This is a genomic window from Mycolicibacter senuensis (assembly GCF_003284925.1).
Lineage (GTDB): Bacteria > Actinomycetota > Actinomycetes > Mycobacteriales > Mycobacteriaceae > Mycobacterium > Mycobacterium algericum_A.
On the sequence record NZ_QMEX01000041.1, the window covers coordinates 22,451 to 30,113 of the forward strand.

The window sequence follows — 7,663 nt, forward strand, 5'->3', positions numbered from 1 at the left end:
CGATGCGGGTAGCCGGTAGCGGGTATCCGCCACCGGTATGAGCAGTTCGGCGCCGGTTGCGGTTGACATGCGGCCTGCGCCGGTCAGCCCGCAGCGTCGCAACCTGATCTTCTTGGCGATCGTCTTCGGCATGCTGATGGCCGCGCTCGATCAGACCATCGTCGCTACGGCTTTGCCGACGATCGTGTCGGACCTGGGCAACGCCGGCCACCAGTCCTGGGTGGTCACCAGTTACCTGCTGACGTCGACTTTCGCGACGGTCCTGGCGGGCAAACTCGGCGACCTGTTCGGGCGCAAGCTGGTCTTCCAGAGCGCGGTGGTGTGCTTCGTGCTCGGCTCGGTGCTGTGCGGGCTGTCCACCTCGATGGTGATGCTGGTCGGCGCCCGCGCGTTGCAGGGTGTCGGGGGCGGTGGCGTCACGGTCACCGCGACCGCGCTGATCGGTGAGGTCATCCCGCTGCGCGACCGGGGCCGCTACCAGGGCATGCTGGGCGCGGTCTTCGGCGTCACGACCGTGATCGGCCCGCTGCTGGGCGGGTATTTCACCGACTACCTGACCTGGCGGTGGGCGTTCTGGATCAACGTGCCGATCTCGGTGGTCGTGATGGTGGTGGCCGGCGCGGCGATCCCGGCGCTGGCCGACCGGGCAAAGCCGGTGATCGACTACGCCGGGATCGTGCTGATCGGGTTGGGCGCAACCGGATTGACGCTGGCGACCAGTTGGGGCGGCACCCGCTACGGCTGGGGCTCGGTGACGATCATCGGGCTGTTCGCCGCGTCCGTGGCGGCGCTGGCGTTGTTCGCCCGGGTGGAAAGCCGGGTCGCGGCTCCCATCCTGCCGACCCGGCTCTTCGCCGACCCGGTGTTCGCGGTGTGCTGTGTGCTGGCGTTCGTGGTCGGCTTCGCGATGCTGGGCGCGCTGACCTTCCTGCCGACCTTCATGCAGTACGTCGACGGTGTCTCGGCGATCAGCTCCGGGCTGCGCACGCTGCCGATGGTGGTGGGCATGCTCGTGACCTCCACCGGCAGCGGCACCCTGGTCGGCCGAACCGGCCGCTACAAGATCTTCCCGGTGGTCGGCACGGCCCTGATGACGATCGCGTTCGCACTGATGTCGCAGATGGACGCCGCTACACCGGCGTGGCTGCAGTCGGCCTACCTGCTGCTGCTGGGTGCCGGCATCGGCCTGTCGATGCAGGTCCTGGTGCTGGTCGTGCAGAACACCTCGAGCTTCGCCGATCTCGGCGTGGCCACCTCCGGGGTCACCTTCTTCCGGACCATCGGCAGCTCCTTCGGCGCTGCGGTGTTCGGGTCGCTGTTCGTCAACTTCCTGGACCGCCGACTGGGTCCGGCGCTCAGCGCCGCCGGGTTGACGGCCGATGCGGCCGGTTCCCCCGAAGCGCTGCACCGACTGCCGCCGCAGCAGGCGGCGCCGATCGTGCAGGCCTACGCCGAGTCGCTGGGCCAGGTCTTCTTCTGGGCTGCCCCGGTCGCGCTGCTCGGGTTCGTGCTGGCGCTGTACCTGCGGGAGGTCCCGCTCAAGGAGTTGCATGACAGTGCGGTCGACCTCGGCGACGGGTTCGGCATGCCTACCACCGCATCCTCGGACGAACTGCTGGAGACCGCGATCGGCCGGTTGCTGCGCAACGAACCCGGTGTGCGACTGCGTAGCATCGCGATGCGACCGGACTGCGAGCTCGACGTGGCCGGGTTGTGGACGGTGCTGCGCATCTACCGCTACACCCAGGTGTTCCGCACCGCGCGGCTCAGCGACATCGGCAAGAACCTGCGGGTGCCCTACGAGATCCTCGAACCCACCGTCGACCGCCTGGTCGCTCAGGGTTATGCGCTGCGCGACGGCGACCACCTGGGACTCACCCGGGCCGGACTGCAGCAGGTGCGGTTCGTGACTTCGCTGATCGAGGACTGGCTGAGCGACAGGCTGTCCCGCTCGCCCGGCTTCGAGGGCCGCCCGGAGCGCGGCGAGATCGAAGCCGCGCTGCAGCGGATCGCCCACCGCACACTCGTCGACCGGAATTGGTCGGCAAGCGAGGCAGAGTTCGCCGGCACGGCCCATGGTGATGGCAAAGCCGATTAGCATCGGCGGGTATGAGCCGAATCGGAGATTTCCCCCCAGATGACCTGATGGCCTGGATGACCAAGTCGCCCGAACTCGCCGCGGGCATCGGTGGATTCAGCACCGCGGTCTATAACAACGGCCGGCTGCCGATGCGCACCCGGGAGCTGGCCCGGATGGTGATCGCCTTCGACAACGAGTGCGCGGTGTGCGTCAACACCCGCGACGCCGACGGTCCGGCGGCCGGCGTGAGCGAGGATCTTTACGAGCATGTGTCGGAATGGCGCACCTGGCCCGGCTACAGCGACGCCGAACGGCTCGCCGCCGAATTCGCCCACCGCTTCGCCACCGACCACACCGGGCTGCGGGACGACGAGGACTTCTGGTCGCGGTGCGCCGAGCACTTCAGCGACGAACTGCTCGCCGACCTCGCGCTGTCGTGCGCGCTGTGGTTGGGCATGGGCCGATTCCTGCGCACCATGGACATCGGTCAGGCTTGCGCGTTCACGCTGCCGAGCCGGGCATGACAACGCAGCGGTGACCCTCAGATCAGCCCGGTGGCGTCGAACACCCACGACATGTCGGCCTCGGCCAGATCCGCCAGCCAGGTCGGTGGGGCGTGGGCGGTCAGGCCGGCCAGGTCCCAGTAGTCCTTCCACAGCGTGATCTTGCCGTCGACCACCTTGTGCACGGTGACGAAGCGCAACAGTGCGGTTTCGCCGGTGGCCCAGGTCCAGGTCTCGGAGTGCTCGTAGACGACGTCGGGGCCCTCGGCGACCAACAACCCCGGGTGGTTGACGTATCCGGCCAGCGGCTGAAGACCGACCTTGAGGCGCTTGATGATGTCGTGTGGGCCGCGGGCGGCCGCGGCCGGGCCCACCGGCATGTCGACATAGATGCAGTCTTGCGCCAGAACGGCTTTCACCGCATCCCAGTCGCGACGCGACAGGGCCTGCCACATCCCGGTGACGATCTGCTTGACGTCAGGCGCCATGCCGACTGCGTGTTCCGGCGTACGACTCACACGCCGGAATATACGCGGGCACCGGTCAGGTGTCCGAGCGGCACCGATGCACCTTTAAAGTCTGGGGCGGGAGGTGGGCATGCCTGAACCGCGGACGGCGCGCAACGTCAAACTGGTGCTGGCGGCAGTAGCTGGGACGGGGGCCGCCGCGGTCGCGTTGCGGAAGTCACTGCTCGCGCGTCCCCGCAAGACCAGCGCATCGCCACTGACCCCGGAGTGGACCGCACCACCGGCACAGTACGGCGTCGGTGTACGGCGCAACGTCGCGGTGGAGATGAGCGACGGTGTCGTGCTGCGCGCCGACATCCATTACCCCACCGTGCGCGAGACCGGAAAGGCCGCGACGGGGCCGTTTCCGGTCCTGCTGGCGATGACCCCCTACGGCAAGCTGGCCCCACCACCGGCCGCGCAGATCGGCGGCGGCCCCACCCCGCACCTGATCCGGCGCGGCTACATCGAGGTGATGGTCGACGTCCGGGGCACCGGGGCATCCGGTGGATCGTTCGAGATGTTGAGCGCCGAGCAGGCCCGCGACGGCGCGGAGTTGCTCTCCTGGGCGTCGACGTTGCCCAACGCCAACGGCCGGGTCGGTATGTTCGGCATCTCCTACCTGGCGATCAATCAACTGTTCACCGCGGCCGCGGTCGGCCCGGACTCGCCGCTGAAGGCGATCTTCCCGGTGATGGCCGCCAACGACTTTTACCGGGATGTCGCCGCAATGGGCGGAACGCCTCACCTGCCTGCGGTGCGCGGCTACGGAGCGGTGTATTCGCTGCTCAATCTCGTCAACCCGACGTTGGAGTTCTTCACCCCGGGTGGACATGAGCGGCCCCGCTCCGGTGGGCTCGCGGCCGTGCGCCAGCGCGGCAGAGACCAGCGCAGCTACTTCGGGCCGCTGACCGCCGAAGTGCGCGCCGGCGGTGACGCCGCCTACGACGGGCCGTTGTGGGATGGCATGCGACCCGACCGGGTGCTGGCCGCGATCGCCGCCAACAACGTCGCCGTCTTCCTGGTGGGCGGCTGGCACGACGCCTTCCAGCGCGGAGCGCCGCTGAACTATGCCGGCCTACAGAACGCCAGTGTGGGCCGCCCGGCGACCGCCCCGATGCAGCCCGGGCAACCGGTGACCGACCGGATCCGGCTGATGATGGGCCCCTGGTACCACGTCTCGGACTTCGACGGCCTGCATCTGCAGAATCTGCAATTGCGCTGGTTCGACCACTGGCTCAAAGACGATGCGGACGCCGCGATCTCGAGTCCCCCGTTCACCTTCCAGGCGATCGGTGACCGCCGCTGGTACCACAGCCGCGAGTACCCGCTCCCCGAAGCGACTCCGACCCGGATGTATCTGGCCCCCGAGGGCCGGTTGGCTGCCGAGGCCCCGGCCGAACAGAGCGTGGCCGTGCTGTCCTACCGCTCGCGCGGCCCGATGTCGGGGCGCAGCCTGGAACAGTGGTCGTTGGGGCTCAACAGTTTCGTCACCACCCAGGTCGGTGGCCGCACCCGTCACGACCAGGACAACCGGCGTCTGCAACGAGGTGCGTTGACCTACACCACCGAGCCGTTCGGTGCGCCGACGCTGATCGCCGGACCGATCACGCTGCGCGTGGAGGCGACAGCCGACACCACCGAGACCTTGTGGGTCGCCCACCTCGACGACGTCGCCCCGGAGGGGGTCAGTCGCCCCCTGACGCAGGGGGCGCTGCTCGGGTCGCACCGCGCACTCGACCCCGACCGCACCTGGTACCTGCCGGACGGCACGGTGCTGCGCCCGCATCACGTCAGCACCCGATCGGCGGTGCGGCCCGTGGAACCGGGGGAGTTGACCGGCTACGACGTCGAGATATTTCCGACCGCCGCGATGATCGCGCCGGGACATCGACTGCGGCTGACGGTGACCAGCTACGATTTCCCGCACCTGGTGCCGACCGCGCCCGCGCGTCGAGCATTGGCCGGTGGCACCTACCGGTTGCATCAGGGCGGTCCCACCCCGTCGTTCTTGCTGTTGCCGCTGGCCGATCCCGACGCGCTGGCCTAGCCTTCAGCTACTGCTGCTCCGCCACGTCGCGGACGCGCTCCAGGGTGCGCCGCATGTCGCGGATGTTGTTGCGCTGCCGCAGAAATCCACCGAACAGGTAGTAGTACACAGTGGTCAGAAAGGAGTCGGCCAGCCGGAACGACTCGGTGACGTCGGTGCCGTCCGCGGTCGGAGCCAGCTCGTAGCGCCACCGGTTCACGGCTCGGTCACCAGCGAGCACTTCGAAGCCGAACACGCGATTCGGCTCGCACTCGGTGACCCGGCAAGTCGTCCAGTACACCGGCCCGATTCCGTTGCGCCGGACGTGGCCACGGAACCGGGCGCCCACTGCCGGACCGGTGGCGCCGTCGAGCCATTCGGCCTCGAAAGTCTCGGGCGAGAACCGCCCGATGTTGCGGACGTCGGCCACCAGATCCCAGATCCGCTCGGCCGGGGCTGCCATGTGAACTGTCGCGGAACCCTGCATGACCGCCATCCAATCATGTTCACGGCAGCGGGGTAAGCCTCTGGCGACAACGCGCGACAAAGCACTGAGCCCCATCCGGAATCGGATGGGGCTCAGTGGTCGGATTGAGCGTTTAGCCTTCGCCGCCACCGGCGCTGGCGCCCAGGTGGCTCTGCAGGTCCGGCTTCATCGCCTGCAGCTGAGCACCCCAGTACTCCCAGCTGTGGGTGCCGTAGTCCGGGAAGTTGAACACGGCGTTGCTGCCACCGGCCGCGGTGTAGGCCTCCTGGAACTTCTTGTTCTGGCCGATCATGAAGTTGCCTTCGAGGAAGGTGGCGGGGATGTTGTCGCCGCCCAGCTCATTGGGGCGACCGTTACCGCAGTAGACCCACAGCCGGGTGTTGTTGGCAACCAGCTTGCCGACGTTGAGGGTCGGGTCGTTGCGCACCCACGCCGGGTCGTCGTCGGGGCCCCACATGTCTTCCTTCTTGTAGCCGCCGGCGTCACCCATGGCCAGGCCGATCCAGCTCTTGCCGTCAGAGGGGTTGACGTAGCCCGACAGCGAACCCGCGTAGGTGAACACGTTCGGGTGGTAGATCGCAAAGTTCATCGCCGAGGAACCGGCCATCGACAGACCCACCGCAGCGTTGCGGCTCTGGCTCACGCCGTATTCGGACGCCAGGTAGGCCGGCAGTTCGTTGGCGATGAAGGTCTCCCACTTGTAGGTGGAGCAGCCCGCCTTGCCGCAGGCCGGCTTGTACCAGTCGCTGTAGAAGCTGGACTGGCCTCCGACGGGCATGATCACCGAGATGCCCGACTGGTAGTACCACTCGAACGCCGGGGTGTTGATGTCCCAGCCGTTGTAGTCGTCCTGCGCGCGCATGCCGTCGAGCAGATACAGGCCCGGGGAACCGGAACCGCCGCTCTGGAACTGGACCTTGATGTCCCGGCCCATACCCGCCGAAGGCACCTGCAGGTACTCGACCGGCAGACCCGGCCGGGAGAACGCCGATGCGGTCGCCTCATTGCCCGTCAGGCCGATCAGCCCGGGCAGCGCTGCTGCGGCCACCGCGCCGACCATTAATCGGCGCACCCAGCGCATCCCCTTGGTCACGTCTGTCATTCCTGCCCCTTGTCGTCTGCGGAAGGCTCTCGAAATGTTCTCAAAGTAGCTAATCTGTCGATCGCGACGCAAAGCACGCCACCACTCGTGTGCCGGCCCTCACATGCAACAACGGCCGCTGCTGGCTACTCGGCGGCCGCTCCGGGACCCGACTAGCGACATAGCATACCCGATTTCGGGCCGGGACCCGGTTAGGCACAATGGCGCGACACGCGTAGGCTCGCCTCCGGTAAGCCGACAAAACCACACTGTCCTGGGCTGTGCCGGTCCGTTCCGGTGCCCGCCGAGCCCTACCCCGGGCGAGGCGCAGGCTCTCCGCCGACGCGGTGACATCGCAGATCAGGACGATTGGGGTGCGCGATTTTGGACACGGTACTGGGGCTGGCGATGACGCCGACGACGATCGGCTGGGTCATGGCAGACGGCCGGGCCGACCACTGCCCGACGCTTTCCGGTGACGAGTTCGGTGTCACCCGCGGTGTTGCCGGGCTGGATGCGGTGAGCCTGGCGGCGTCGGCGACGGCTGTCGCTGCCAGAGTTCGCACCGTGCTGGCCGGCCGCGGTGACCGGCTGCACGGCGTCGGTGTGACCTGGAGCGATGACGCAGCGGTCGGGGCCGCGCTGCTGCTGGAGTCGCTGGCTGACGCGGGCTTCGAGAACGTGGTGCCGGTGCGATTCAGCCGGGCGGCGGCGTCGCTGACCACCGGTCTCGCACCGGCTGGCGGACTGACCGCGGTATGCGTCATCGAACCCGGATCGGCCACGCTGGTGCGGTTCGACGGCCCCGGTGACGAGTGTCCGATCGTCACCAGCTGTCCGATCGGCGGTACCGGTGACGTGGTCAAGTGGCTGGCCGACGCCTTCGGGTCGGGCGGCCGGCGGCCTGACCTGCTGACGGTGACCGGCTCCGGGCGCGGCATGGACCGGCTCGGGCGTCGGCTCGAGTCCGAGCTGTC

7 protein-coding genes are annotated in these 7,663 nt (G+C 68.3%); 4 read left to right on the plus strand and 3 right to left on the minus strand.

Going from position 1 to position 7,663, the window contains the following annotated elements; all coding sequences use genetic code 11:
• Nucleotides 1-37 precede the first annotated feature (37 nt).
• Together DQP56_RS11895 and DQP56_RS11900 are read left to right on the plus strand one after the other, a co-directional pair.
• A complete protein-coding gene (locus tag DQP56_RS11895) occupies nt 38-2,098 on the plus strand; it encodes an MDR family MFS transporter (RefSeq protein WP_112685638.1) in 2,061 nt (686 codons plus the stop codon).
• 11 nt (nt 2,099-2,109) lie between these two features.
• A complete protein-coding gene (locus DQP56_RS11900; protein ID WP_112685640.1) occupies nt 2,110-2,604 on the plus strand; it encodes a carboxymuconolactone decarboxylase family protein in 495 nt (164 codons plus the stop codon).
• Nucleotides 2,605-2,621: 17 nt separating this feature from the next.
• Here DQP56_RS11900 and DQP56_RS11905 read toward each other — a convergent pair whose 3' ends face one another.
• On the minus strand, nt 2,622-3,071 hold the full coding sequence (locus tag DQP56_RS11905; RefSeq protein WP_112685642.1) for a nuclear transport factor 2 family protein: 450 nt from the start codon (nt 3,069-3,071) through the stop codon (nt 2,622-2,624).
• Between the two features lie 304 nt (nt 3,072-3,375).
• Here DQP56_RS11905 and DQP56_RS11910 point away from each other — a divergent pair, with 304 nt between their 5' ends.
• Nucleotides 3,376-5,139 carry a CocE/NonD family hydrolase gene (locus DQP56_RS11910; RefSeq protein ID WP_234825628.1) on the plus strand — a complete coding sequence of 588 codons (1,764 nt, stop codon included), beginning with the start codon at nt 3,376-3,378 and terminating at the stop codon, nt 5,137-5,139.
• Between the two features lie 7 nt (nt 5,140-5,146).
• On the opposite strand, the gene DQP56_RS11915 is transcribed toward DQP56_RS11910, so the two are convergent.
• Nucleotides 5,147-5,614, minus strand: coding sequence for an SRPBCC family protein (locus DQP56_RS11915; RefSeq protein ID WP_112685646.1), 468 nt, complete (start codon nt 5,612-5,614; stop codon nt 5,147-5,149).
• 103 nt (nt 5,615-5,717) lie between these two features.
• The gene (locus tag DQP56_RS11920) at nt 5,718-6,707 is read right to left on the minus strand and encodes an esterase family protein (RefSeq protein WP_165824996.1); all 990 of its coding nucleotides are present in this window, start codon (nt 6,705-6,707) and stop codon (nt 5,718-5,720) included.
• 363 nt (nt 6,708-7,070) lie between these two features.
• Between DQP56_RS11920 and DQP56_RS11925 the strand changes: the two genes are divergently transcribed.
• On the plus strand, nt 7,071-7,663 hold a 593-nt coding region (locus tag DQP56_RS11925; RefSeq protein ID WP_435673856.1), incomplete at its 3' end, for a DUF7159 family protein.

Bases quoted from the DNA above. Each gene is read 5' to 3' on its own strand.
- DQP56_RS11915 (WP_112685646.1), bottom strand. From the start codon at position 5,614: ATGGCGGTCATGCAGGGTTCCGCGACAGTTCACATGGCAGCCCCGGCC.
- DQP56_RS11910 (WP_234825628.1), top strand. From the start codon at position 3,376: ATGAGCGACGGTGTCGTGCTGCGCGCCGACATCCATTACCCCACCGTG.
- DQP56_RS11905 (WP_112685642.1), bottom strand. From the start codon at position 3,071: ATGGCGCCTGACGTCAAGCAGATCGTCACCGGGATGTGGCAGGCCCTG.
- DQP56_RS11895 (WP_112685638.1), top strand. From the start codon at position 38: ATGAGCAGTTCGGCGCCGGTTGCGGTTGACATGCGGCCTGCGCCGGTC.
- DQP56_RS11900 (WP_112685640.1), top strand. From the start codon at position 2,110: ATGAGCCGAATCGGAGATTTCCCCCCAGATGACCTGATGGCCTGGATG.
- DQP56_RS11920 (WP_165824996.1), bottom strand. From the start codon at position 6,707: ATGACAGACGTGACCAAGGGGATGCGCTGGGTGCGCCGATTAATGGTC.